Annotated in this window: 26 protein-coding genes; 11 read left to right on the top strand and 15 right to left on the bottom strand. The window is 62.9% G+C overall.

Features of this window, described 5'->3' with window-relative positions; genetic code table 11:
- Positions 1-8: 8 nt before the first annotated feature.
- Genes flgA through G9Q80_RS27230 form a run of 7 tightly spaced genes read right to left on the bottom strand, consistent with a single transcriptional unit; the run spans position 9 to position 3,315 of the window.
- Positions 9-422 (bottom strand): flagellar basal body P-ring formation chaperone FlgA, encoded by a 414-nt coding sequence (gene flgA / locus G9Q80_RS27260; RefSeq protein ID WP_088715944.1) that lies wholly within the window; start codon positions 420-422, stop codon positions 9-11.
- Positions 422-1,207 (bottom strand): flagellar basal-body rod protein FlgG, encoded by a 786-nt coding sequence (gene flgG / locus G9Q80_RS27255; RefSeq protein WP_088715943.1) that lies wholly within the window; start codon positions 1,205-1,207, stop codon positions 422-424. The genes flgA and flgG overlap by 1 nt, the downstream gene beginning before the upstream one ends.
- A gap of 10 nt (positions 1,208-1,217) precedes the next feature.
- Positions 1,218-1,931 (bottom strand): flagellar hook-basal body complex protein, encoded by a 714-nt coding sequence (locus G9Q80_RS27250; RefSeq protein WP_088715942.1) that lies wholly within the window; start codon positions 1,929-1,931, stop codon positions 1,218-1,220.
- 1 nt (position 1,932) lies between these two features.
- The gene (locus G9Q80_RS27245) at positions 1,933-2,202 is read right to left on the bottom strand and encodes a flagellar biosynthetic protein FliQ (protein ID WP_043142920.1); all 270 of its coding nucleotides are present in this window, start codon (positions 2,200-2,202) and stop codon (positions 1,933-1,935) included.
- A gap of 4 nt (positions 2,203-2,206) precedes the next feature.
- The gene (fliE, locus tag G9Q80_RS27240; RefSeq protein WP_043142922.1) at positions 2,207-2,503 is read right to left on the bottom strand and encodes a flagellar hook-basal body complex protein FliE; all 297 of its coding nucleotides are present in this window, start codon (positions 2,501-2,503) and stop codon (positions 2,207-2,209) included.
- A gap of 32 nt (positions 2,504-2,535) precedes the next feature.
- Positions 2,536-2,925, bottom strand: coding sequence for a flagellar basal body rod protein FlgC (flgC, locus tag G9Q80_RS27235; RefSeq protein ID WP_043142924.1), 390 nt, complete (start codon positions 2,923-2,925; stop codon positions 2,536-2,538).
- Positions 2,926-2,937: 12 nt separating this feature from the next.
- On the bottom strand, positions 2,938-3,315 hold the full coding sequence (locus tag G9Q80_RS27230; RefSeq protein ID WP_172431337.1) for a FlgB family protein: 378 nt from the start codon (positions 3,313-3,315) through the stop codon (positions 2,938-2,940).
- 84 nt (positions 3,316-3,399) lie between these two features.
- On the opposite strand from G9Q80_RS27230, the gene G9Q80_RS27225 reads away from it, so the two are divergent.
- Positions 3,400-4,782 (top strand): FliI/YscN family ATPase, encoded by a 1,383-nt coding sequence (locus tag G9Q80_RS27225; RefSeq protein WP_088715941.1) that lies wholly within the window; start codon positions 3,400-3,402, stop codon positions 4,780-4,782.
- Positions 4,783-4,813: 31 nt separating this feature from the next.
- Here G9Q80_RS27225 and G9Q80_RS27220 read toward each other — a convergent pair whose 3' ends face one another.
- From G9Q80_RS27220 to G9Q80_RS27195, 6 genes are all read right to left on the bottom strand, one after another.
- Positions 4,814-6,025 carry a DUF1217 domain-containing protein gene (locus G9Q80_RS27220; RefSeq protein WP_209037443.1) on the bottom strand — a complete coding sequence of 404 codons (1,212 nt, stop codon included), beginning with the start codon at positions 6,023-6,025 and terminating at the stop codon, positions 4,814-4,816.
- The gene (gene flbT / locus G9Q80_RS27215) at positions 6,022-6,426 is read right to left on the bottom strand and encodes a flagellar biosynthesis repressor FlbT (RefSeq protein ID WP_043142932.1); all 405 of its coding nucleotides are present in this window, start codon (positions 6,424-6,426) and stop codon (positions 6,022-6,024) included. The genes G9Q80_RS27220 and flbT overlap by 4 nt, the downstream gene beginning before the upstream one ends.
- Positions 6,423-6,800 (bottom strand): flagellar biosynthesis regulator FlaF, encoded by a 378-nt coding sequence (gene flaF / locus G9Q80_RS27210; protein WP_074622509.1) that lies wholly within the window; start codon positions 6,798-6,800, stop codon positions 6,423-6,425. Before flaF ends, flbT begins: the two co-directional genes overlap by 4 nt.
- A 77-nt stretch (positions 6,801-6,877) precedes the next feature.
- Positions 6,878-8,206, bottom strand: coding sequence for a flagellin N-terminal helical domain-containing protein (locus G9Q80_RS27205; protein ID WP_088715940.1), 1,329 nt, complete (start codon positions 8,204-8,206; stop codon positions 6,878-6,880).
- A gap of 201 nt (positions 8,207-8,407) precedes the next feature.
- A complete protein-coding gene (locus tag G9Q80_RS27200) occupies positions 8,408-8,755 on the bottom strand; it encodes a flagellar protein FlgN (RefSeq protein ID WP_043142942.1) in 348 nt (115 codons plus the stop codon).
- On the bottom strand, positions 8,748-9,017 hold the full coding sequence (locus tag G9Q80_RS27195) for a rod-binding protein (protein ID WP_069211287.1): 270 nt from the start codon (positions 9,015-9,017) through the stop codon (positions 8,748-8,750). Before G9Q80_RS27195 ends, G9Q80_RS27200 begins: the two co-directional genes overlap by 8 nt.
- Before the next feature lie 111 nt (positions 9,018-9,128).
- Here G9Q80_RS27195 and G9Q80_RS27190 point away from each other — a divergent pair, with 111 nt between their 5' ends.
- The 3 genes from G9Q80_RS27190 to G9Q80_RS27180 all read left to right on the top strand — a co-directional run bounded on the left by G9Q80_RS27190 (position 9,129) and on the right by G9Q80_RS27180 (position 12,752).
- Entirely contained in the window at positions 9,129-11,477 is a 2,349-nt protein-coding gene (locus tag G9Q80_RS27190; protein WP_088715939.1) for a flagellar hook-length control protein FliK, read from the top strand.
- 8 nt (positions 11,478-11,485) lie between these two features.
- Entirely contained in the window at positions 11,486-12,160 is a 675-nt protein-coding gene (locus tag G9Q80_RS27185) for a flagellar hook capping FlgD N-terminal domain-containing protein (protein ID WP_043142948.1), read from the top strand.
- 406 nt (positions 12,161-12,566) lie between these two features.
- Entirely contained in the window at positions 12,567-12,752 is a 186-nt protein-coding gene (locus G9Q80_RS27180; protein ID WP_043142951.1) for a hypothetical protein, read from the top strand.
- A 110-nt stretch (positions 12,753-12,862) separates the two neighbouring features.
- Here G9Q80_RS27180 and ubiB read toward each other — a convergent pair whose 3' ends face one another.
- The gene (gene ubiB / locus G9Q80_RS27175; protein ID WP_088715938.1) at positions 12,863-14,395 is read right to left on the bottom strand and encodes a 2-polyprenylphenol 6-hydroxylase; all 1,533 of its coding nucleotides are present in this window, start codon (positions 14,393-14,395) and stop codon (positions 12,863-12,865) included.
- 1 nt (position 14,396) lies between these two features.
- Positions 14,397-15,149: a bifunctional demethylmenaquinone methyltransferase/2-methoxy-6-polyprenyl-1,4-benzoquinol methylase UbiE gene (gene ubiE / locus G9Q80_RS27170; RefSeq protein WP_074622504.1), complete on the bottom strand. Its 753-nt coding sequence runs from the start codon at positions 15,147-15,149 to the stop codon at positions 14,397-14,399.
- 76 nt (positions 15,150-15,225) lie between these two features.
- Between ubiE and mutM the strand changes: the two genes are divergently transcribed.
- From mutM to G9Q80_RS27135, 7 genes are all read left to right on the top strand, one after another.
- The gene (mutM, locus tag G9Q80_RS27165; protein WP_088715937.1) at positions 15,226-16,077 is read left to right on the top strand and encodes a bifunctional DNA-formamidopyrimidine glycosylase/DNA-(apurinic or apyrimidinic site) lyase; all 852 of its coding nucleotides are present in this window, start codon (positions 15,226-15,228) and stop codon (positions 16,075-16,077) included.
- A 64-nt stretch (positions 16,078-16,141) separates the two neighbouring features.
- Positions 16,142-16,918: an enoyl-CoA hydratase gene (locus G9Q80_RS27160; RefSeq protein ID WP_088715936.1), complete on the top strand. Its 777-nt coding sequence runs from the start codon at positions 16,142-16,144 to the stop codon at positions 16,916-16,918.
- Between the two features lie 206 nt (positions 16,919-17,124).
- The gene (gene rpsT / locus G9Q80_RS27155) at positions 17,125-17,388 is read left to right on the top strand and encodes a 30S ribosomal protein S20 (RefSeq protein WP_043143140.1); all 264 of its coding nucleotides are present in this window, start codon (positions 17,125-17,127) and stop codon (positions 17,386-17,388) included.
- Positions 17,389-17,871: 483 nt separating this feature from the next.
- Positions 17,872-19,248, top strand: coding sequence for a chromosomal replication initiator protein DnaA (gene dnaA / locus G9Q80_RS27150; RefSeq protein ID WP_069211196.1), 1,377 nt, complete (start codon positions 17,872-17,874; stop codon positions 19,246-19,248).
- A gap of 153 nt (positions 19,249-19,401) precedes the next feature.
- On the top strand, positions 19,402-20,520 hold the full coding sequence (gene dnaN / locus G9Q80_RS27145) for a DNA polymerase III subunit beta (protein WP_043142965.1): 1,119 nt from the start codon (positions 19,402-19,404) through the stop codon (positions 20,518-20,520).
- 37 nt (positions 20,521-20,557) lie between these two features.
- On the top strand, positions 20,558-21,661 hold the full coding sequence (recF, locus tag G9Q80_RS27140; RefSeq protein WP_088715935.1) for a DNA replication/repair protein RecF: 1,104 nt from the start codon (positions 20,558-20,560) through the stop codon (positions 21,659-21,661).
- Positions 21,654-22,175, top strand: a complete 522-nt coding sequence (locus G9Q80_RS27135) for a GNAT family N-acetyltransferase (RefSeq protein ID WP_088715934.1) — start codon at positions 21,654-21,656, stop codon at positions 22,173-22,175. Before recF ends, G9Q80_RS27135 begins: the two co-directional genes overlap by 8 nt.
- Position 22,176: the final 1 nt, after the last annotated feature.

Raw genomic sequence — 22,176 nt, 5'->3', positions numbered from 1 at the left:
GTCTGTCCTCATTTGTTCACCAGGATGGAACCATCGGGCGCGATGGTGCCGAAAAGCGTGGTGCGGGAATCCACGTTCATCACGCGAATCCGCTCGCCTGACGCGCCGCGGCCGAGAGCGCGGCCCTCGGCCCTGATCCGCAACCCGCCCTGGGCATAGACCAGTTCAACCGCCTGGTTGCGGTCGACAAGGGCCGGCTGTCCGACCGCGCCGCGCATGACGGCGCGACCGGGATAGATGGCGGTCCGGGCCTCTTGCCCGACAACCGCGTCGAGCGTCGCATAGGCGCCCTGGACCTCTGCCGGGTCCAGCCGCACCGCGTCGGCGGTTATGATCTGTTGCGGGCGGATCGTCTGGGTGGCGACCACCGTGTCTGCGGCCGCCGCTCCGGGTAGAAGCGCAAGGAGGACCAGCCAGCGCATCAGCGCACCTGCGCCGTGGCGCCCATCATCTGGTCGGCGGCCGAGATCACCTTGGAGTTGAGCTCGTAGCCGCGCTGGGCCTCGATCAGGTCGGTAATCTCCTTCACGGCATCGACGGAACTGTCCTCAAGGTATCCTTGCCTCACCGTACCAAGGCCGTCCTGGCCCGGCGTCGACTGGATCGCGGGTCCCGAGGCCTCTGTCTCGACAAAGAGGTTCGAACCGATCGCCTCCAGTCCCTTGGGGTTGGAAAAGCCGGCCATCGTGAACTGGCCCAGCAACTGGCCCTCGGGCTGGTCGGGGAAATAGGCATAGACCTCGCCGTCGGCGTTGATCGAGATACTGCGTGCATCCGACGGGATCACGATCTCGGGCGAGACGGGATAGCCTTCGGAGGTGACGATCAATCCCTCGCCGCTGCGTTTCAGTCCGCCGTCCCGGGTATAGCCCAGCTGGCCGGAGGGCAGGACCACCTCGAGGTAGCCGTTCCCCTCGATGGCCAGGTCAAGATCGCCACCGGTGGCCGACAGCGCCCCCTGTTGAAGCTGCATCGAGACGGCGGCGGGCCGGACGCCAAGGCCCAGCTGGATGCCGGTGGGCAGCACGGTGCCGTCCGAGGCACTGACAGATCCCGCGCGGGCAAGCTGTTGATAGTGCAGGTCCGCGAACTCGGCCCGGCGGGCGTTGTAGCCCGTGGTGCTCATGTTCGAGAGGTTGTTCGAGATGACCTCGACCCGCATCTGCTGGGCGGTCATGCCTGTGGCGGCGATCTTGAGGGCGCGCATGTGACGGCTCCTATTTGATGACGTTTTTCAGGACGCTGCGGATGCGCTCATCTTCGCGTTCCATAAAGCTCTGGCCCAGTTCGTAGGCGCGCTGCACCTCGACCATGCGGGCCACCTGCAGGATCGGATCCACGTTCGATGCCTCGACGAATCCCTGCATGACGCGGGGCGCCTCGACCGGTTCGAAACCGTCATCGCTGCGGAACATCTGCCCGCCCTCGCGGATCATCGACTTGGGGTCCAACGGTTGCACGACACCGACCTGCCCGATCGGGCGGCCTTCGGTGCTGATTGTCCCGTCACGGGCAATAGACAGGTCGATGGCCTGCGGTGGAACAAAGATCGGCGCCCCGCCCGCGTCGAGCACGGGATAGCCATCCGGCGTTACCAGCGTACCTTCGGCGCTGGGCGAAAAGGCCCCGGCACGCGTCAGCCGGGGACCATCGGGCGAGTCCACCAGGAAGAACCCGTCCCCCTCGATGGCCATGTCGTACATGCCGCCGGTCTGTTCCAGCGTGCCCTGTTTGAGTGACGTAGTGCCGATCCGGCCGGCGCCCATCGCGACGGCTTCCATGCCGTCGCCTTCGGCCACGTATTCGGAAAAGATCACGCCTTCCTGCCGGTATCCGGTGGTGTTGGCGTTGGCGATATTGTTGGCGATGACCTGCATTTCGCGCATCAGGCTTGTCTGGCGCGACAGGGCGGCGTAGCCGGCGGTTTCCATGTCAGCCTCCGGTGATGAGGGGAATGATCTGCCCCTGGAAGAATTCCACGAGCGTTCGGGTCATGAAGCTCATCGACATCCAGAAGACGGCGACGATGGCCAGGAGTTTCGGCACGAAGGTCAGCGTCATTTCCTGAATCGAGGTGAGCGCCTGGAAGAGGCCCACGCCGACCCCGGCAACCAGGGCCGCCGTCAGGATCGGGACCGCGGTGATCGTGGCGATCCACAGGCCCATGCGCAGGGTGTCGAAGAAGATGACCTCTGTCAGCATGGCGTCAGACCGGCATCCGCAGGATTTCCTGGTAGGCCTCGACCACCTTGTTGCGCACCGCGACGACGGTTTCGACCGCCAGTTCCGACTGGGCCAGCGCCTCGACCAGGGCATGCGGGTCCGCATCGCTGGTCATCGCGGCCTTGGCGGTATCCTCGGCGGCCTTGAGCTGTTGGGTGAATTCCTCCGTGACCCGGGCGAACTCCTTTTCCACGGGCGCTTGCGCGGTCTCCGGTTCGGGTTGCATGGCGGGACGGGAGGCCGCGTATTTCTGTGCGGCATAAAGCGAACGGACGTCCATTCTGGATTCCTTTCAGGTTTTAATTCAGGGGATTAGCGACGCAGAAGATCCATCAGGCTAGTCGACATCTGGCGCGTCTGGTCGAACATCTTGAGGTTGGCTTCGTAAGAGCGCTGCGCCTCACGCGCGTCGGCGATCTCGATGATCAGGTCGACGTTGGAGCCGAGGTAGTTGCCCGTCGCATCGGCCAGCGGGTGCGAGGGATCGTGGATCACCTCCAGTTCACTGCGGTCCAGCCGCACATCGCCGGGTTTGACGCCGGTGACATCTGAACGGGTCGGCTCCATCTCGAATGACACGGTCTTGCGCCGGTATCCGGGCGTGTCGACGTTGGCAATGTTCTCGGACAGGATCCGCAGGCGTGCGGCCTGGGCCTGAAGGCCGGTGGTGGTGACCTTCAGGGCGTTTGAAAAATCGCTCATCTCTCTCTCCGGTTATCCGCGGCCCAGGCTGGCGCGGAGGATGCTGAGGTTGCTGCGGTAGATGGCCAGGGCGCGGTCGTGCTGCCGTTTCGCGCCGGCGGCGTTCACCATTTCCTCTTCCAGGGAAACGGAGTTGCCGTTCGGATCCAGCATGTCGCGCCGTTCGCGAATATCGACATCGCGGCCGTTGCTGCCGTTGAGGTGCTTTTCCCGCGTGGCGCGCTGGCCCATCATCGAGTCACGCAGGGTGTCCTGGAACTCGGGCAGCGCGCGGGCCCGGTAACCGGGTGTATCCGCATTCGCGATATTCTGGGCACTGTAGGCCTGTTGCGTGCCGGCGTGACGCGCCATTGCCATTGCCGTTCTGAAGACGTCCAAATTCTGGAACATCGGGGCTTCTCCCTCGATTGCTTCAATCAAGGCTTAACGCTGATTCCTTTAGATATGGTTTGCGAGGAATGAACGGAGCGTACGATGGACGAAGACATCAGCGGCCTCAGGGCCAGGATCGCGCAGATGCAGCCGGTGCGCGCGGTCGGCCGTGTGCAATCGGTGGATGGTACGATCATCTGGGTGCGCGGCCTGGCCGAGGATGCCTGTATCGGCGACCGGCTGCGGCTGATGCACCCCGGGAACGTGCTGGGCGGAGAGGTCCTGCGCATTCGCGATGATCTCGTGGCGATGTTGCCGGACGAGGCGGCCGAGGGCGTGTCGCGCGGCGACCGGGTTGCCGTACTTGGTCCGCCGACACTCGCGCCCTGCGATAGCTGGATCGGCCGGGTGATCGACGCCTATGGCCGCCCGCTTGATGGTGCGCCGATAGGTCCGGGGGCCCAGCGTCGCCCATTTCGCGCCAGCCCACCACCGGCGGCGGCGCGGCGGCGCCTGGGTGAGAGGTTGCGGACCGGCCTGTCCGTTTTCGATACCCTTCTGCCCATCGTGACCGGCCAGCGCGTTGGTCTCTTCGCCGGCTCCGGGGTGGGCAAATCCAGTCTGCTGGCGCAGCTGGCACAGGGGATGGAGGCGGATGTCGTCGTTCTAGCCCTTGTCGGTGAACGCGGGCGCGAGGTCCTGGATTTCGTGACCTCCGTACTGGGGCCGGAGGGCATGGCGCGCAGCGTCGTGGTTGCCGCGACCTCCGATCGTTCGCCGCTGGAGCGGCGGCGCTGTCCTCTGGCGGCCATGACCATCGCCGAGCATTTTCGCGACCAGGGCAAACACGTGCTCTACCTTGCCGATTCGATCACACGTTTTGCAGAGGCGCACCGCGAAGTGGCGATTGCCTCTGGCGAGCTTCCGGCCCTGCGCGGGCATCCGCCCTCGGTGGCCCATCAGATCATGCGCCTGGCGGAACGGGCCGGGCCCGGGTTGCAGGGCACGGGCGACATCACGGCGGTGTTCAGCGTCCTCGTGGCGGGGTCGGACATGGATGAACCGGTGGCGGATATCCTGCGCGGGGTGCTGGATGGACACGTTGTCCTGGACCGGCAAATCGCCGAACGGGGCCGCTTTCCGGCGATCGATCTTTTGCGGTCCGTTTCGCGCAGCCTGCCCGAGGCGGCAAACGACCATGAAAACGCACTTATCCAAAGAGTTCGGGGCCTGTTGGGCGCCTACGCGAAATCAGAAACGATGGTGCGGGCAGGTTTGTACCGGGAAGGTGAGGATCCGCTGCTGGACCAGGCGATGAAGGTCTGGGCGGACCTGGACGGTTTCCTGGCCGAGAAATCGCCGGACGGGCCGGAAGGTGCGTTTCAAAAATTGGAACTGATTCTGCGTCGCGCTCAGGCTGGCGTACCGCAGGGTCGCCCGGCGCCGGGGCGTGGCGGACAGATGCCCATGGCGCGCAAGATGTGAGACATTGGCGCGGCGTTCATGGCCGCGCTTTTCAACCGAAGAGGGATTGGCGCGGAATGGACGAAAGCAACGTCAGTGCAATCTGGTTCGATCCGGCATTTGCTGTCTGGTTTATCTGGTTCTGCAGCAGGTAGGTGTTGATGACCCGGTTCATGATGTCCGGTTCAGCCAGTTCCGAGAAGGATTTGACGCCATAACGGCTGCTGACCTTGTCCTTCAGCACCTCGACCTGCTTGTCGACGTCGATCTGGCTGAAACCCGAGGGCAGGCCCAGCGCCGCCTGGAAGACGTTGCGTAGCGAAGTTGTTCCAAGGACCGAGAACCACTTGGTGTTGTCCGAGGATTCGCGCCCTGCCAATTCAGGGATGGCACGTTCGAAATTCAGCGCTGTGCGCAGGCTTTCATCCACGTCGCCAACCGCGACTTCGAATTCGTGGAGATAAAAGTCGGACACGATTTCATCCGCGAACCCATCTCTTTGGGTTGCGGAGACCGGGTCACGGTCAAATTCAAAGGCTTTGGCCAGTTCGACATAGCGGCTGTCGCCCAGGACATTGGCCAGGTCACGCGCATCGTCGGCGCCCTGTTCCAGCACCCTTTGCATCAGCTTTGGGCTGCCGGCCTTTTCGCCGAGATCGAAAGCGACCAGGGCATAGGTAAACAGGCGCGGGTTCTTGATCATCCCCTCAGCCGAGGTGACAGCGCCGATGTTGTCGCGAAAGAACTGGGTTTCGGTTTCGATGTTCAGAAGGACCTGCTGCCGCACCGATTCGCCGTAGGGCGTGTCCGTGTCGCCGGTTTCGGCCAACCCGGCCTCCATGTTGGCCAGCACGGTTTCGCGGTAGCGATCCGCGATCGGGTCGGCAAAACCCGGTTCCCGGGTCTTGGGTTCGAGAACCTTTTCGAAGCTGAACGCATTGGCCAGGGCGACGAAACGACCATCCGACAGGCGGTTGGCGAGAGCATCGTCATTCTCCGTTCCCTCTTCCAGAACCTTCTGGATCAGGAACTTGCTGTCGATCTTGTCTTCAAGTCCGAAGGCCGACAGAGCGACGCGCATAATCCGGCGATCGGATACAAATTCCTCCGCGCTCGTAATTTCGCCGATACGGGACGCGAAATACTCGGCATCGCGTGCAAGCGTCGGCGACTTGTCGAAATTCGCACGTTGAGTCTCTTGCGTGGCCTTCAGGAACTGCCAGGCGGTAAGACCGGAGCCGACGACAATGGGTTGAAAGCTCATTGGGACCTCGTGGCCAGCAACCTGTCCTCGCGTGGGATCAATGCTCGAAGCGCCTTGAGGCACTGGTAGAACTGTTCACCCAACAGTGCCTCGGTCGCTTGGCCCAGCAGGCGGCGGCTATCCGGATCGGTGAGGATCTGGCTCAGCTCCTCGATCCGCGGAAGGAGTTTCAGACGCGCCTCCTCGGCGTCGGCATCCCCGGTCAGGATCAACTGTGCATGGTAGCAAAGCCTGCGAACGGGCGTCTTCGCCTCTTCTGGATGGATCGCGTCGCGCAGGCGAAGTACATTGGCGTTCGGTGTCACGATTGACAGGCGGCTGCGGCGATCACCGTTCTCGATGACGGCGCCATTGATCAGCACGCGCTCTCGCGGGCCGAGTTTGAGGACAAGTCCACTCATTTCCGTGTGCTCCTGCCGCTCAATCCTTTGAGGATCGCGGCGTTGATTTCCAGAAGCGGTCTGACGCGCGCTTTCTTCGTCAGCACCTGTGAGGTGTGCTGTTGCACGAACTCCGCCAGATAGAAGATCCGCGCCCGCAGCTCGGCCGGCAGGCCATTGTCGCTGTCGGCGACATCGACGGCCAGGGCGGTCCAAAGACGTTGGTTGTCGGAAAGTGCCTCGACCAACCGTGGATAGGCACGCGGACCAGCTTCGGCGGCGGCCTTGATGCGATGCGTGACCTTTGCGATCAGCTCGTATTCGGTGCCGCGGGGGGTCTGGGTCGAGCGGGCGTTTTGGGCATAGGCCCGTTGCGCGAGAGAATGGGCGTTCACTTCAGAACCTTCTGGTTATGAGGATCAAGGGGGATGACCCGAAGGGCCGGTTGCCCGGCCCCCCGGAGTGTCTTGGGTTAGCGGAACAACGACAGCAGCGACTGCGGCGCCTGGTTGGCGATCGACAGTGCCTGGACACCCAGCTGCTGCTGGACCTGGAGCGCTTGCAGGCGGGCCGAGGTCTCTTCCATATCCGCATCGACCAGCGTGCCGATGCCGGACTTCAGGGCGTCGGTCAGGCTGCTGACGAAATTCGCCTGGGTTTCGATGCGGCCCTGGGCCGAACCAAAGGCCGAGGCCGAGTCGATTGCGGTCTGGATCAGGCCCTCGATCGATTCCAGTGCGGCGTCCGCGCCGGCCTGGGTGGTCACGTCGATGTCCGACAGGTTCTCGAGGCGGCCACCAATGGTGGAATCCCCGACATCGTAGCTGCGAACCTGGACCGAGAAGTTGTCGCCGGTGTTGTTAGCACCGGTAAAGTCGATCTGGTTCGCGTTGGTGCCGTTGACTGCCGCACCGATGCCAAGGCCGTCGGTGATGTCCGAGTTGTCTGCCACGTATTTGTTGAACGCGTCGGCAAGACCGGCGGCCACATCGGCCTGTGTGTCACCGTCGCGGGCAACGTAAGTGATTTCCTGTGCGCCGGCCGTGGCGGTGGTGTTGAAGGTTGCCAGACCTGCCGCACCCGCTGTGATCTCGATCGAGAAGCCGGTGCCGGCGGCCACGGTCGCAGTGCCCGCACCCGCGGCCTGACCGACGACAGCGGCGGTGGTCGGCTGTGTCGCGTTGCCGGTCAGGGCAACGGCAGCGGTGTTGGCTGCGCCCGACAATTCGTCCGAGGCCGCGGCGGTGGCGGATGCCGATGCCACGTCGATCGACGAGACCGATGTGCCGAGGTCCTGCTTGGCCACCGTGATGTCCGATGCGGTCACACCGGTGCCGGAACGGTCCAGCGAAGCCAGCACGTTGATGCTGCCCGAACCGGCCGCAGTATCGGTATTCGACAGCAGGTTCAGACCGTTGAACTGCGCGGCACCGACGACGGCACTGATCTGGTTGCGCAGCGCATCGATGTCCGTCTGGATCTTGCCGCGGTCGACGTTCTCTTCCTGGGCGGCAACGATCTTGCCTTTGATCTCGGTCAGCAGCTCGGTCGTGGTTTCCGCGGCCTGGCGGGCCACGGCGACGGTGGACTGGCCGAGGTTGAGGCTGTCGGAGATGCCCTTGAAGCCCTTGACGTCCGCTTCCATCACCTTGGAGATGGCCCAGACTGCGGAGTTGTCCTTGGCGTTGGCAACGCTCTTGCCGGTGGAGATCTGCGACTGCGTGTCCGCCATGCTGGAGTTGATGGACTTGAGGGTCTGCAGCGCGACCATCGCGCCATTGTTCGTCAGGATGCTAGACATAGGTTGTCCTTGCTTTCAAAAGGCGCTTTTGCGCCGGTTTGCATTTGCCGCGAACGGCATCTCTGACGCCTTCTGACGTATGCAGTCCGACCCCTTTGTCGGCCTGCGCCACCCGTCTTGGTGCGCGGCCAACTTGGCCTTTCGAGTCCTAACGTTGCCCTAATCCCTCCACTGCCGTTTCGGCGGATTTGTCACAAATACTCAGGCACGTCTTTCCAGGCGTTTCGAGGCCGGTGCATCAATGGTCTGGCGACGCCCCTTGGCATCATAAGTATCGGTCGCCTTGCGCACGCGGTTGAGATCGCCAATTCGCGCGGCAACATTGCGCAGCCCGGCCAGGGCCTGGTCGAACAGTTCCTGATTGCGGCGCAGCCCGTCCTTGATGGGCGCGACCTCCTCGGCCCGTAGCGGCGCATTCTCCAGGTCTTCGGCAAGGCCCTGTTTTTCAGCCATTAGCTCGGCCAGGCGATCGAAATCACCTTCAAGCAAGGCCTTCCGCTCGGCCTCGAGCAGGGATTTCAGGCGGTTCGTCAGCGTCTGGTCAGTCATCGATTCTCTCCTTCAGGGCATGGAACAGCGATTCGGCCAGTCCGATTCCGCCGCCTTCGGTCATTTGCCGGGCCTGTTCCAGGCGCATGAAAGAGGCGAACTGGTTTTCACCTGCGCCCCCGCCGAACGCCTCCGGCGCCTCGCCCAGTTTTGCGGATTTCAGCATTTCGGCCAGGAAGTTCACCTCCAGTTCTTTGGCGGCTTCGCGCAGGGCGCGGTCCTGCGGTGTTGCAGTGGTTGCGGCTGTTATGGGAATTTCCATCTGGTTTGTCTCCAATTCGACTCGCTCTTCGTGATTTGGCCAGATCGCGGTAAAGAAGTGGTAAGGAGCTTCGCCCTAGTGTGCCCCCGTGGAAGAATTCCCGGAGCACTCATGCTGAGCCAATTGACTAGCCTGCTGGGCATTGCCCCGACGAAATCCGTTCCGGAGGCCCGCAAGGATGCGCGGCCCGACGCCGATTTCGCCAGCATTTTCGCCGAGTCAGAGGATGACACGCAGAGCTACCAGCCAGATCCTGGGTCTCTCCCGGATGCGGACGAGGTTGCTCCTGCAGATCTCTTGAACGATCCGGATGCAATTGCTGCGCCAATCGGTGATCCGGACGAAGGAACGGATTTGGTCGATGACCTCGATCTTTTGCACGGCGGTTCGGACGAACCGAGGGAGATCGCTCCTGCGGAGCGACGGTTTGACCCGGATCCGGGAGAAAAGCCGGATGAGGTGACTGATCCCAAGGGAGCCGCCTTCGCCGATCATCAATCGACCGAACCCTCGAAACAATGGGATGGTTGGCTGCAACGCCTAGAGGACTCGCGACCGAAACACGACCATCCCGACGGCCAGCCCATGGTCGACCGCGAAGCCGATCAGGCGACTGGCCCCGGGTCCCTTGCGCCAAGGGACTGGCGCAAGACCGATAGCTGGATCAACGGGATTGGCACGAAGAACCATCCTTCTGCGGCTGAGGCTACGTTTGCAGAGAACACGTCTTCCGTCGCTGTTCCAATGCGTGGCCTGCTTGGCGCTGAGGCGCAACCTGTCGAGCGGTCTGAGGTCTTTCAAGTCATTGATACAGAGATAAAAACTGCCGATCCTGGGGGGCGGGATCACCGCGCAAGTCATTCGGTCACACCAGTCATTCCGCATGGTGAAACGCACGCCGGCGCCGTTGACCGACTGCGTACCAACCCCGGATCACCCGCCCCCCTGACCAGCGGCACCCCGGCGAAACCTTTAGAAGGAACTGATCCGGGCTTGCCGGACATACCGGTTTTTCGTTTCGGCCTGTCGCAGCCGGCCCAAGAGCACACCTGGCCCCGACCGACCGAGCTGCCGGTATCCCGTCTGAAACAGGTGGTGATGCCCGCCGGACAAGGTCTGCCGACGGGGCCGGCTTCATTGGGCTCGCCTGCATTGGCTCCCAAGAACGCAGTAGCCGAAGCGGTTCAGCCACGGGACAAGCCAGTTTCTCCTATGCGGAGTGAACTGGCCCAAGGCTCTGCGTCTGACCAGATTCATCGGATCGACACTGAACTGCGCGCGCCAGCAGGCGTGCAAGTGACATCCGGCATGAACAGGCGTGATCCGCGTGATGCGTTGCATCGATTCACTGACGATCTCGCGTTGGCGGCGAAACCCGGCACAGAGTCCCCTGCCAAACTGGGACTAGTCGATCAGACAGGAAATTCGCAGGGGATCGAAGAAAAGCAGGTGCCGCTGGCGACGCTGAAAGGTCGTCTTGGCAGCCTTGATTTGAACCCCGACGTGTTCCGCACGAGCGTCAAGCCAACAGGGGTTTCTGCCGCTGCGCAAGGCGGGCCCGTTCCGGCTGGCGTGCGGGGTTTCGAACCGGCGATCGGGCCTGCACAACAAGTCCTTGATGGCGAATTACCTCCCATGCCGCGAAGGACGGAGTCAGACCCATCGGCGCGTGTCGAGCTTGGCGCCACGGCCAGGGTAATGGCACGGCCCGGCATCGGGGCAGAGCCCGTCGTACAACCCTTGGAGGCAGAACGCGCCGAAAGTTTGAAACATAGTCTTCGACGTGGCGATCCGAATCCGGCGCCGCGTCTCGACGGCGTCATCGTCGACAACACGACTGTGGCGCCTAGCAGAGGGTCTTCAGGATGGGCAGATGTCGCACCGGTTGCATCCGGTGGCGCGACTCCGGCCCTGGCGGGCCTCCCGGTGCCGGGCACGGCGGCGCGCGTGACGTCTCCGTTCATCGATGATCTCGCCGAAGATCTCTTGCGCTTCGACAGCCAGCCCGCGGGCGCGGCACCCGGGGGCCAGTCTGCACCGGTCCAGGCGGCAACGATGCCGCAGGTCATGCACAGAACGGATACTGCGTCGATTCTTCGGCAGGTGTCGGATGGCATGGCACGCCTGGGTGAGGGCTCGGTAGAGATCCGGCTTTCACCCGAGGAACTTGGACAGGTGCGCATGCAGATGGTGCCGTCCGACAATGGCATGACGGTGCATATCACCGCCGACCGCCCCGAAACGCTTGATCTCATGCGGCGTCATATCGACCAGCTTGCGCGCGACTTGGCCGATGCCGGGTACGAAAGTGCCTCGTTCAGTTTTGGCGAAGGTGGAGAGGATGGTGAAGAGCCAACCGCGCACAATGATCACGCCGAAACGATGCCGCGGGACGACACGGCGGCCAATGCGCCACCCAGAACCGAGCCTGCTTCGGACGGACTTGACCTCAGATTCTAGGACAGACCATGACAGAAATCACATCGCCACCGCCGCTCTACAGCAGCGCCCCGTCGTCCTCTGCCAAGGGGATGGATGACAAGGGCGTCCTCAGCTCGGACTTTGACACCTTTCTCAAGATGCTGACCGTCCAGGTCCAGAACCAGGACCCTCTGAACCCCGTGGACTCGACGGATTATGCGACTCAGCTTGCGACGTTTTCCTCGGTAGAACAACAGGTTCTCACAAATGACCTGTTGCGGGAGGTCAGCGCCTCGCTGACCGGGAATGCCCTGCAAGAACTCAGCGGCTGGATCGGGATGGAGGCACTGGTCCGAGCGCCAGTCCTGTTTACCGGAACACCGATCGCGGTCCGACCCGAGTTCGCGGAGGACGCGGATGCGGCGACGCTGGTGGTCAGGGATGGAAATGGCGATGCGATCCAGAGGTTCGACCTCGACCTGTCGCAGGACGAGGTCTACTGGACCGGGACCGACGACACCGGCGCGGCCCTGCCGGCGGGCATCTACAAGTTCGAGGTGGAAAGCTACAAGGACGAGGCCAAGCTCGATACCATCGTGGCCCAGGCCTACAGCCGGGTGGCTGAGGTGAGGCAGGATGGTGAAACGCTTGTTCTTCGCATGGCGGATGGTACGGAACTTGACCCCGGGCAGATCGACGGATTGCGCGCGCCGATGAATTGACCGACGCCCTCATGGCGTCGGTTCAGCGCCGCATGGAAGACTGCTGCACTGCGACGGGCCAAGACCGTTCTCGGCCGTCTGCATGTGAATTGGGCGGTCTTTACGGCAACATCTGGCGAATCATCGCCGATCCGGGAAGTCGCCGACTATGCTGACTGTACGACAAAACCAACCACCTGAAAAAAATCAGAAAATTGTGGCGTTGATGGAAAGATGAGGTTAAGCTCAAACCAGTCGCAACGAGGCCGCTTCAGGCTGTTGTTGCTGATTTGACGCGCATTTACGCAAGTGCAGCAATGATTTCAGGTTCGTCGGTTATTTGTCATTTGAACGCGAAACGGTTTGTGTGTACGTTCACTCGTGTCGGGCGCGACGCGTCCAAGCCTGTACAGATTTGGAGAGAAACATGAAAAAGCTTTCGATCATTGCTGCCTCTGCAGCGATCGCAGCTGCAGCAGCCGCCCCGGTGGCCGCTCAGGAAAACACCCAAGACCCGTTCGTTTCCTCGGCTGGCGACGATGTTATGCCGCTCGTCGTGATCGGCGGCATTGCAGCTATCATCGCCATTGCTTCGGCTTCGGGCACCGACTGATTTCGTCGGACAGAGTTTCATGGAAAACGGCGGCCTTTGGGCCGCCGTTTTTCTTTTCCGGGTCTTTCTGGTCGATGCAGCGTCGGTCCACGCCCAACCGGTAGCCAAAGTCAGCCGAGCAACGTCCAGCTCAGAACCGCTGCAGCGCCGATCAGGACGCCGATCCCGGTCCAGCCAAAGCGTGAGGGCCAGGGATTTCGCGCCGGGGTGGCTTCGGGCTGTGATTGCCGGATAAGGGCGGCCTCTACCAGTGTAGGCAACCTTGGGCCGAAGCGGGCCATGACCAAGGCAGTTTTCCACAGATCCTTGGCCGCGGCCCGCGGGCCGATCGACTTCTTGATGTAGGCCTCGACAACCGGCTGCGCGACCTTCCAGATGTTCATGCGCGGGTCGAGCGAGCGCGCCACACCCTCGACCACCACCATCGTCCGCTGCAGGAGGATCAACTCGGTTCGGGTTTCCATTCCGAACCGCTCTGTCACCTCAAACAGGTAGGCCAGCAGCTTGCCCATCGAGATGCGCGTCGCGTCCATCCCGAAGATCGGCTCTCCGACCGCGCGCAGGGCGCGGGCGAATTCATCCACGTCGCGATCCGCGGGGACATAGCCGGCCTCGAAATGGACCTCGGCAACGCGCAGGTAATCGCGCTGGATAAAGCCGAAGAGGATCTCGGCGTAAACCCGGCGTGTATATTCATCGATATGCCCCATGATGCCGAAGTCATAGGCAATGATGTCCCCGTTCGCCGCGACCTTGAGATTCCCCTGGTGCATGTCGGCGTGAAAGAACCCGTCGCGCAAGGCGTGGTTCAGGAACAGCTGCAACACTCGTTCCGACAGGTTCACCCTGTTGTGTCCGGCGGCGTCCAGCGCGTCGTTGTCGCCCAGTGCCACGCCCTCGACCCAGCCCATCGTCATCACACGGCGTCCGGACCAGGCCCATTTGACCTCGGGCAGGGCAAAGCCCTCGTCATCCTTTGTATTGGCTTCGAACTCGCTGGCCGCCGCGGATTCCAGGCGCAGGTCCAGCTCGCCCATGACCACGCCCTCGAAATGGGCGATCACGTCCGTCGGCCGCAGGCGCCGCGAGGCGGGCGAGAGCAACTCGATCATGTTGGCGGCAAAGTAGAAGGCGTCGATGTCCTTGCGAAAGGCGCGTTCGATCCCCGGCCGCAGCACCTTGACGGCCACGGTTTCGCCAGTGTCCGCCAGTGTTGCCTTGTGCACCTGCGCGATCGAGGCCGCGGCGACGGGTTCGCTGAAGGCAGAGAAAATTTCGTCGACCGGCAGACCCAGCTCTGCTTCGACCTGCGCCTTGGCGGCCTCGACGGGGAAGGGGGGCAGCTTGTCCTGAAGGACGCGCAGCTCTTGTGCCATCTCGTCGCCGACCACGTCGGGCCGGGTCGACAGGATCTGGCCGAACTTGATGTAGGCGGGGCCCAGCGCGGTCAGTGCGCGGACCACCGGGGGCATCGCCGGATCGCCCTCGTCGCCCAGCCAGCGGAAAGGCCGGCCAAGAACGCGGGCGGCCACGCGCAGCGGCGCGGGGGCCTCCAGCGCGTCAAGAACGGCCCGCATCGCGCCGGTGCGTTCCAGGGTGGCGCCGGTGCGGATCAGGCGCCAGATGTTGTGGGGGCCGCGCACCTCAGATTTTCCAGCCGGAGTGCAGACAGGCGACACCCATCGTCAGGTTGCGGTACTTGGCATTCTCGAATCCCGCAGCCTTGACCATGTCGAGAAAGGTATCCTGGTCGGGAAAGCGGCGGATCGATTCCACCAGGTACTGATAGCTGTCGCGATCCTGCGCGATCACCTGCCCTAGGCGCGGGATGATGTTGAACGAGTACAGGTCATAGGCCCATTGCATCAGGTCGTTGGGAATCTGGGAAAACTCAAGCACCATCAGCCGTCCGCCGGGCTTCAGCACGCGGAAAGCCTCGTTCAGGGCCTCTTGCGGGCGGGTCACGTTCCGGATGCCGAAAGAGATCGTGTAGACGTCGAATGTGTTGTCGGAAAAGGGCAGGGCCATCGCGTCGCCCACCACCCAGTCGAGCGAATCGACCATCGCCTCGGCCTCGGCCCGCTTGCGGCCCTCGACCAGCATGGGTTCGGTCAGATCCAGCACCGTGGCATGTCCGCTGCCGGCGCGTTTCAGGAACCGAAAGGAGATGTCCCCGGTCCCGCCGGCCACGTCCAGCAGACGTTGGCCCGGACGCGGGGCCAGCCAATCCATCATCGCATCTTTCCAGATCCGGTGGATGCCAAAGGACATGGCGTCGTTCATCACGTCATACTTGGAGGCAACAGAGCTGAAGACCCCCTGGACCCGTCCGGCCTTCTCGCTTTCGGGCACCTCGGCATATCCGAAATGCGTCGTTTTTCCGGTCTCTTCGCTCATGGCCCTTGCCGTCCTCGATTGCATTGCTTTCTTATAGGGCGCCGCCGGGGCGATACAACGCGAAGGACCATACCCGATGCCCGAATTGCCCGAAGTCGAGACAGTCCGTCGCGGGCTGGCCCCGGTCATGGAGGGGCAGGTGATCGCACAGGCTCGCGTCAACCGCCCCGATCTGCGCTGGCCCTTCCCCGAGAACATGGCGGACCGGCTGACCGGCACCCGGGTCGAACGCTTGCGACGCCGGTCAAAATACATCCTGGCGGACTTGTCGAGCGGTGAGACGTTGCTGATTCACCTGGGCATGTCGGGGCGGATGCTGGTTTCGGGCGATCCGCTGGGCACATTCGTGCATGACCACCCGGCGCCCGAGAAACACGATCACGTCGTGTTGGACATGGGACAGGGTGCGCGTGTCACCTTCAACGATCCACGCCGCTTCGGGGCGATGGACCTGATGGACACCGCAGAGGCAGAGCGGCACCCGTTGCTGGTCAGCCTCGGCCCCGAACCGCTGGGCAACGGGTTCAGCGAATCCTACCTGTCGGGGATGCTGAAGGGGCGCAGGACGCCGATCAAATCGGCCCTGCTCGATCAGAAAATCATCGCCGGACTGGGCAACATATATGTTTGCGAGGCTCTATACCGGGCCCGCATCCACCCGGCACGCAAGGTCAACCGGATCTCCAAAGCGCGGCTAGGAGCGCTGGTTCCGATCATCCGCGAGGTGCTGCAGGATGCCATTGCCGCAGGTGGGTCGTCCCTGCGGGATTTTCGCCAAGCCGATGGAGAACTTGGATATTTCCAGCACAGTTTCGATGTCTACGGGCGTGAGGGTGCGCCCTGCCGCAGCGAGGGCTGCGCCGATACGGTGCGCCGGATCGTGCAGTCGGGGCGGTCGTCCTTCTATTGTGCAAGCTGTCAAAGATAACTTGAACCATGTGAATGAAATGCTAAGGCTTGGCCCTTGACGGAACCGGACGGAGCCCAAACACATGGCCTATGAGACGATCATCGTCGAAATAGAAGACCACGTCGCCACCATCAAACTGAACCGCCCCGATGCCATGAATGCGCTCAACTCTCACCTGCTGGGAGAGTTGTCCGAGGCGCTGGCCGAGGCGGACAAGAACGACAAGGTGCGCTGCATCATCATCACCGGCTCGGCCAAGGCCTTTGCCGCCGGTGCCGACATCAAGGAGATGTCGGAGAAAAGCTACGTCGAGATGTTCCTGTCGGACTTCTTCGGCCGCGAGGGCAACGCCATCACCTCGACCCGCAAGCCGATCATCGCGGCCGTCGCGGGCTATGCCCTGGGCGGTGGCTGCGAGCTGGCCATGATGTGTGATTTCATCATCGCCGCCGACAATGCCAAGTTCGGCCAGCCCGAAATCAACCTGGGCGTCATGCCCGGCCTGGGCGGTACCCAGCGCCTGACGCGCTTTATCGGTAAGTCCAAGGCGATGGACATGAACCTGACCGGGCGCTTCATGGATGCCGATGAGGCAGAGCGCGCCGGGCTGGTCAGCCGGGTTGTCCCCGCCAAGCAGCTGATGGAAGAGACTCGCAGCGCGGCCGAGAAAATCGCCGAAAAGTCGATGATCTCTGCCATCGCCTGCAAGGAATCGGTGAATCGGGCTTACGAGACGACACTCTCCGAAGGCCTGCTCTTCGAACGTCGCCTCTTTCACGCGCTGTTCGCGACTGACGACCAGTCCGAGGGCATGGCCGCCTTCGCTGAAAAGCGTACCGCGCAGTTCCGCGACCGCTGAGTCGCGCGCTGCCCGATTCCCCCGGGAAACGGGCAGCCGGGAAGAAAGACCTTGCCCGATGATGGGCGCTCTTGTATAGGCGCCCGTCATACATGCGCGTGATGCCCGCTTGGCAAGAATCGGTTCGGCACGGGATGCCGTTCGTCGGCGTTGCGCAATTCTTGAACACATCATCGTCGGCAGACGACAACAGCAGGATCGATCACATGGCAAACACGCCCCAGGCCAAGAAACGCGCCCGTCAGAACGAAAAACGCTTCGCCGTGAACAAGGCGCGTCGCTCGCGCATCCGCACCTATTTGCGCAAGGTCGAAGAGGCCATCGCATCGGGTGATCGCGACGCCGCAACCGCCGCCCTGAAAGCCGCCCAGCCCGAGCTGATGCGCGGTGTGACCAAGGGTGTTTTCCACAAGAACACTGCCTCGCGGAAGATTTCGCGCCTCGCATCGCGGGTCAAGGCACTGGGCTGAGCCCAATCACCATCTGGTATGCCAATGAAAGGACGCCACTATATGTGGCGTCCTTTTTGCGTCTATAACCATTTGATCACACACGGGATTCTTTTCGGCGAAAGACCGAGTCAAGCTGTAGTTTCGGTTGCCGGTTCTTCACGAAGATTGCTAATTTCAGCAGGCGAGCACGACTCGCAGGGGGGACAAGGCTGCCGGTTGCACTGCGCCGATTGGGGTGTGTGCAAACCTGTTTGTCAGGGCGTTGGGTCGCTTCTGTCAAACGATCGGGGAAAATCCCCGGCCGTGTCCAAGGAATAGACATTGCGGGTCGCTGCACAGCGCGCCGAACGGGACTGCCGGGGCGTTTTTGCGACCGAAACCAGGGGTCACTCCCTCACCTTTGCGTCTGCGCAAGGGACGGTTTCGCTGTTCCTCCTGCAAGCAAGCCCGCCGCCGACAGGCGTTCGGTGTGGGGATCGAGGAACGAGGACAAAACGGCAGATGACCGAAGAGCAATGGGGGGTCTTGCAGGACCAGATCTGCAAGGCTATCGGGCAAAACAATCATAAGACATGGATCGTACCGCTGCGTTTCGCGGGTTCGACCCCCGAAGGAACGGTGACGCTGCAGGCGCCCACCAATTTCTTCAGCACCTATGTCACGCAGAATTACGGCGACCAGCTGTTGGAGCACATCATGTCGGTGTCGCCCCGCGTGCGTCGTCTGGACATCAAGGTGGCCTCGGCGATGACCGAGACCGAGACGCGTGCCGTTGCGCAACAGGCGCCCGCCAATGCCGAGCCGGCTGCCGCGCCTCAGCCCGCGGCCCGTGGGCATCTGCCCGGCGCGCCTCTGGATGCGCGTTTCACCTTTGACACCTTTGTTGTCGGCAAGCCGAACGAGCTGGCCCATGCCGCGGCCAAGCGCGTGTCCGAAGGCGGCCCGGTCACCTTCAACCCGCTGTTCCTTTATGGTGGTGTCGGCCTTGGTAAGACTCACCTCATGCACGCGATTGCGCATGAGCTAACCCAGCGCAATCCGCACCTGGCCGTTCTATATCTTTCGGCGGAACAGTTCATGTACCGCTTCGTGCAGGCCCTGCGCGAACGCAAGATGATGGACTTCAAGGAGATGTTCCGCTCCGTCGACGTGCTGATGGTCGATGACGTTCAGTTCATCGCCGGCAAGGATTCGACCCAGGAAGAGTTCTTTCACACCTTCAATGCGCTGGTCGACCAGAACAAGCAGATCATCATCTCGGCCGACCGTGCCCCGGATGAGATCAAGGACCTGGAAAACCGCATTCGCTCGCGCCTGCAGTCCGGCCTTGTCGTGGATCTGCATCCGACGGACTACGAACTGCGCCTTGGTATCCTGCAAAGCAAGGTCGAAGGTTATCGCGCCATGCACCCGGACCTGGTGATCGACGATGGCGTTCTCGAATTCCTCGCCCACCGGATCAGCACCAACGTCCGCGTGCTCGAAGGTGCCCTGACCCGCCTGTTTGCCTTTGCCAGCCTTGTCGGCAAGCCGATCAACATGGACCTTGTGCAGGACAGCCTGGCTGATGTGCTGCGCGCCTCCGAACGCAAGATTTCGATCGACGAGATCCAGCGCAAGGTGGCCGAGCATTACAACATTCGCCTCAGCGACATGATCGGCCCCAAACGGGTGCGCAACTTTGCCCGTCCGCGGCAGGTGGCCATGTATCTCTGCAAGCAGCTGACCTCGCGGTCGCTGCCGGAAATCGGCCGCCGGTTCGGTGGGCGCGACCACACCACGGTGATGCATGGCGTCAAGCGGATCGAAGAGCTGCGCCTGCAGGATGGACAGATCGACGAGGACGTCGAGATGCTGCGCCGGGCGCTCGAAGCCTGACAGGCTGTGGAAAAAATGCGGCGCGCCGGAACTGGTGCGCCGCAACGCCTTGACGCCTAGGCAAAAGCGCAAGACAAATCGTGAAAACCGACTTGGAGTGCGGGCCGGCGCAGGCTAGGCTGCGCCCCCGGGCGTTGCGGAGAGGGTAGGGCGATGAAATTCAGCATGGAACGGGCGGCGCTCTTGCGCGCGGTCGCGCAAGCGCAATCGGTCGTGGAGCGGCGCAACACGATCCCGATCCTGGCCAACGTCCTGATCGAGGCCGAGGGCGAAAACGTCACCTTCCGCGCCACCGATCTGGACATCGAAGTGCTGGACCGTGCCGTGGCGCAGGTCGAAAAGGCCGGGGGCACCACGGTTTCCGCCGTGACGCTGCACGAAATCGTCCGCAAACTGCCCGATGGGGCGCTTGTGACACTAGCTGCCGACCCGGGTTCGGGCCGCCTGTCGGTCTCTGCGGGACGGTCGCATTTCTCGCTGGCAACCCTGCCCAAGGAAGATTTCCCGGTCATGGCGACCTCGGAATACGACTGCAATTTTTCGGCCAAGGCCGAGGTGCTGCGTCGTCTCTTCGACAAGTCGAAATTTGCCATTTCGACCGAAGAAACCCGCTATTATCTGAACGGTGTCTACATGCATGTCGCGGACACGGCGGACGGCAAATCGCTGCGCTGTGTCGCGACCGATGGCCACCGCCTGGCCCGGATCGACGCGCCCCTGCCCTCCGGTGCCGAAGAGATGCCGGGCGTCATCGTCCCGCGCAAGACCGTGGGCGAGCTGCGCAAGCTGCTGGACCAGGACGACATGGACATCGCCGTGTCGGTTTCGGAAACCAAGGTCCGGTTCGCCACGCCCGACATCACCCTGACGTCCAAGGTGATCGACGGCACCTTCCCGGATTACACCCGCGTGATTCCCAGCGGCAACACCCGCCAGCTGGAGGTGGATGCGACCGAGTTCGCCAAGGCCGTGGATCGCGTGGCCACCGTGTCCTCGGAACGCTCGCGCGCGGTCAAGATGCAGCTGGACGAGGATCGGCTGATCCTTTCCGTGAATGCGCCCGACAGCGGTGCTGCCGAGGAAGAACTGGCCGTGTCCTATGGTGATGAGCGGTTGGAAATCGGGTTCAACGCCAAGTACCTGCTGGAAATCGCCAGCCAGGTGGACCGCGAGAATGCCGTGTTCCTGTTCAACTCCTCCGGCGACCCGACCCTGATGCGCGAAGGCGGCGACGAAAGCGCGGTTTACGTCGTCATGCCGATGCGGGTCTGACGAGAGACGATTTTTCGCCGAAAAATCGTCTCGTCTCATGCCGCTCGCCCTGACCCAGCTGACCCTGTCGCATTTCCGCTCGCACCGCATGGCGCGGGTGGCGGTGGATCCGCGTCCGGTGGCGATCTTTGGCCCGAACGGCGCGGGAAAGACCAACCTGATCGAGGCGGTTTCGCTGTTCTCTCCGGGGCGCGGGATGCGCCGGGCCTCGGCCGCGGAAATGGCGCGGCGGCCCGAAAGCCTGGGATGGAAGATCTCCGGGCAGTTGACCGGCCCCGAAGGCCAGCACGAGATTGCCTTTACCTCGGAAAACGGCGGTGCGCGGCAGGTCACGATCAACGACAAGTCCGCCAGCCAGATCGCGCTGGGCCGGATCGCCCGCACCGTCTGGCTGATTCCGGCGATGGACCGGCTGTGGATCGAGGGGGCCGAGGGGCGGCGGCGGTTTCTCGACCGGCTTACGCTGTCTTTCTATCCCGATCATGCGCAGGCGTCTCTGGACTATGAAAAGGCCATGCGCGAACGCAACCGTCTGCTCAAGGAAGAGGTGCGCGATCCGCACTGGTACATCGCGCTCGAATCCCAGATGGCCCGCGCAGGGGCTTTGCTGACGTCCAACCGGCAAGAGGCCCTGGCCCGGTTGCAGGCGGCCCAGGCCGAGGCAGAGACCGCCTTTCCCGCCGCCGACCTGGAGTTGGTGCAATCCGAGGGCAGCCTGCCGCAGACAGAGGCCGACTTGCGCGATGCCCTGGCCGAAAGCCGGTTCCGCGACATGTCTGCGGGGCGCGCTCTGGTCGGCCCTCATCGCAGTGACCTTTACGGTGTGTTTGCGGCCAAGGGCGTGCCCGCGTCGGAATGTTCCACGGGTGAGCAAAAGGCCCTGTTGATCTCGCTGATCCTGTCCAATGCACGGGCTCTGGCGCAGGATTTCGGAGCCGCGCCGATCCTTTTGCTGGACGAGGTCGCGGCGCACCTGGACGCGACCCGTCGCGCCGCGCTTTACGACGAGATCTGCGGGCTGGGCGCACAGGCCTGGATGACCGGCACCGGGCCGGAACTCTTTGCCGAGCTGGGCGACCGCGCGCAGCATTTCGAGGTCACGGAAGAGGGGGGCGAAAGCCTGGTGCGGCGCCATGATTGAGGTTGTCGCGGAACATGCGTTGACCGGAGAGGACGAGGCGCAGATCGCCGCGTTGCTCCGCGCCTCTTTCCCGACGGATTTTGGCGGACGCAGCTTTTATCAGCAGCGGCCACACCTGAGGGTTGTCTGGCGCGATGGCATGATCCTGGGCCATGTCGCGCTGTTCTACCGTGCCATACGTGTCGACGGGCAGCTGATCGACGTCATCGGGCTGGGGGATGTCGCAACGGCCCCGCAGGCGCGCGGACGGGGCATTGCTACGGCCCTGTTGGACCGCGCCCTGGCCATCGGCAAGGGCAGCAACGCCCAATTCGCGCTGCTCTTCGGGGAACGCAGGCTTTATGACCGGGCCGGGTTCCGTCTTGCCGCGAACACGTACATCCGCATCGACATGACCGGCGCCCGGACCGGCGATGTCGCCCGAGTCCAAAGCCGATTTCTGCGCGTTCTTCCGCTGACCGGTGCCGCCTGGTCCGATCGCGCAGAGCTTGACCTGCTGGGACCGCTGTTCTGAC

Source organism: Mameliella sp. LZ-28, from assembly GCF_012274245.1.
Classification (GTDB): domain Bacteria; phylum Pseudomonadota; class Alphaproteobacteria; order Rhodobacterales; family Rhodobacteraceae; genus Antarctobacter; species Antarctobacter albus.
Note: the sequence above shows the minus strand (reverse complement) of the source record. Positions and strands in the feature narration are given on the sequence as shown.

Excerpts from the sequence above, each read along its gene's own strand:
- G9Q80_RS27230 (WP_172431337.1), bottom strand. The coding sequence starts at position 3,315 with ATGTTCCAGAATTTGGACGTCTTCAGAACGGCAATGGCAATGGCGCGT.
- flbT (WP_043142932.1), bottom strand. The coding sequence starts at position 6,426 with ATGAGTGGACTTGTCCTCAAACTCGGCCCGCGAGAGCGCGTGCTGATC.
- G9Q80_RS27250 (WP_088715942.1), bottom strand. The coding sequence starts at position 1,931 with ATGGAAACCGCCGGCTACGCCGCCCTGTCGCGCCAGACAAGCCTGATG.
- G9Q80_RS27200 (WP_043142942.1), bottom strand. The coding sequence starts at position 8,755 with ATGACTGACCAGACGCTGACGAACCGCCTGAAATCCCTGCTCGAGGCC.
- G9Q80_RS27205 (WP_088715940.1), bottom strand. The coding sequence starts at position 8,206 with ATGTCTAGCATCCTGACGAACAATGGCGCGATGGTCGCGCTGCAGACC.
- mutM (WP_088715937.1), top strand. The coding sequence starts at position 15,226 with ATGCCCGAATTGCCCGAAGTCGAGACAGTCCGTCGCGGGCTGGCCCCG.
- G9Q80_RS27245 (WP_043142920.1), bottom strand. The coding sequence starts at position 2,202 with ATGCTGACAGAGGTCATCTTCTTCGACACCCTGCGCATGGGCCTGTGG.
- dnaN (WP_043142965.1), top strand. The coding sequence starts at position 19,402 with ATGAAATTCAGCATGGAACGGGCGGCGCTCTTGCGCGCGGTCGCGCAA.
- ubiE (WP_074622504.1), bottom strand. The coding sequence starts at position 15,149 with ATGAGCGAAGAGACCGGAAAAACGACGCATTTCGGATATGCCGAGGTG.
- dnaA (WP_069211196.1), top strand. The coding sequence starts at position 17,872 with ATGACCGAAGAGCAATGGGGGGTCTTGCAGGACCAGATCTGCAAGGCT.
- G9Q80_RS27195 (WP_069211287.1), bottom strand. The coding sequence starts at position 9,017 with ATGGAAATTCCCATAACAGCCGCAACCACTGCAACACCGCAGGACCGC.
- fliE (WP_043142922.1), bottom strand. The coding sequence starts at position 2,503 with ATGGACGTCCGTTCGCTTTATGCCGCACAGAAATACGCGGCCTCCCGT.
- G9Q80_RS27135 (WP_088715934.1), top strand. The coding sequence starts at position 21,654 with ATGATTGAGGTTGTCGCGGAACATGCGTTGACCGGAGAGGACGAGGCG.
- flgA (WP_088715944.1), bottom strand. The coding sequence starts at position 422 with ATGCGCTGGCTGGTCCTCCTTGCGCTTCTACCCGGAGCGGCGGCCGCA.
- G9Q80_RS27220 (WP_209037443.1), bottom strand. The coding sequence starts at position 6,025 with ATGAGCTTTCAACCCATTGTCGTCGGCTCCGGTCTTACCGCCTGGCAG.
- G9Q80_RS27180 (WP_043142951.1), top strand. The coding sequence starts at position 12,567 with ATGAAAAAGCTTTCGATCATTGCTGCCTCTGCAGCGATCGCAGCTGCA.
- recF (WP_088715935.1), top strand. The coding sequence starts at position 20,558 with ATGCCGCTCGCCCTGACCCAGCTGACCCTGTCGCATTTCCGCTCGCAC.
- flgC (WP_043142924.1), bottom strand. The coding sequence starts at position 2,925 with ATGAGCGATTTTTCAAACGCCCTGAAGGTCACCACCACCGGCCTTCAG.
- rpsT (WP_043143140.1), top strand. The coding sequence starts at position 17,125 with ATGGCAAACACGCCCCAGGCCAAGAAACGCGCCCGTCAGAACGAAAAA.
- G9Q80_RS27185 (WP_043142948.1), top strand. The coding sequence starts at position 11,486 with ATGACAGAAATCACATCGCCACCGCCGCTCTACAGCAGCGCCCCGTCG.
- G9Q80_RS27160 (WP_088715936.1), top strand. The coding sequence starts at position 16,142 with ATGGCCTATGAGACGATCATCGTCGAAATAGAAGACCACGTCGCCACC.
- flgG (WP_088715943.1), bottom strand. The coding sequence starts at position 1,207 with ATGCGCGCCCTCAAGATCGCCGCCACAGGCATGACCGCCCAGCAGATG.
- G9Q80_RS27225 (WP_088715941.1), top strand. The coding sequence starts at position 3,400 with ATGGACGAAGACATCAGCGGCCTCAGGGCCAGGATCGCGCAGATGCAG.
- G9Q80_RS27190 (WP_088715939.1), top strand. The coding sequence starts at position 9,129 with ATGCTGAGCCAATTGACTAGCCTGCTGGGCATTGCCCCGACGAAATCC.